This is a genomic window from Amycolatopsis sp. NPDC059021, from assembly GCF_042739895.1.
Taxonomy (GTDB): Bacteria; Actinomycetota; Actinomycetes; order Mycobacteriales; family Pseudonocardiaceae; genus Amycolatopsis.
In genome coordinates, this window is the sequence record NZ_JBHYIQ010000002.1 from 57,061 (window position 1) to 57,901 (window position 841).

At 68.5% G+C, this 841-nt stretch carries 1 protein-coding gene; it reads left to right on the plus strand.

Annotation, left to right across the window (positions count from 1 at the left end; translation table 11 throughout):
• Window positions 1–149: 149 nt before the first annotated feature.
• Window positions 150–737: a TetR/AcrR family transcriptional regulator gene (locus ACFWX1_RS01195; RefSeq protein ID WP_378382787.1), complete on the plus strand. Its 588-nt coding sequence runs from the start codon at window positions 150–152 to the stop codon at window positions 735–737.
• Window positions 738–841: the final 104 nt, after the last annotated feature.

The following is an 841-nucleotide window of genomic DNA, read 5'->3' on the forward strand; positions in this document are numbered from 1 at the left end:
CCCGCGGGCGGGCCCCCGCCACCCCCCGGGGGCGCGGGGCGGGGGGGCGCGCGCGGGGGGCGTGGGCGGGGGGGGGCCCCCCCCCGCCCCCGCTACCGGCGGGTACTTTCTCCTACACTGGTAGACAAACCAGTGCGGGAGGTGCCGCGATGCCGAAGATCATCGACCACGACCAGCGTCGGAGCGACATCGTCGACGTGACGTGGGACCTGATCATCCAAGGCGGGATCGAAGCCGCCACGATGCGGGAGATCGCCGCCGCGGCGGGCTTCGCCAACGGTGCGCTCAAGCACTACTTCCCCAGCAAGGAAGACATCATCGAGGCCACCTACGTACGGGCGCTGGACATGATGCGCGAATACGTCAAACTGGACGGCCTGCGCGGGCTCGCCGCGCTGCGCGAGCTGTGCGTGTCCTCGATGCCGATCGACGCCGAGCGCATCACCGCGGGCCGGGTGCTGCTGACCTTCTGGCAGATGTCGCTGTCGAACCGGAAACTGCACGACAAGTACCTGGAGCACATCCGCTCGTGGCGGGGCCTGCTGCACCGGTACCTCACCGAGGGCCGCGAGGACGGCGACATCGTCACCGAGACCCCGGACGAGCAGCTGGTCGACGAGGTCGTGCTGATCAACGCCGGCGCCAACGTGATGAGCCTGGTCGCCGGGGAGTTCTCCACGGTCCCCCTGCAGCACCGGCACCTGGAGTCCTTTTTGGACCGCCTCACCCGCCCCTGACCCCCGGTGAGCTGAAGGGGACTTTCGTCGCGTAGGACGAGCTGAATGGTGCGTTAAACCCACCAGCTGTAGTGTCTAAACACCAAACTCCACCCGCACGAGAG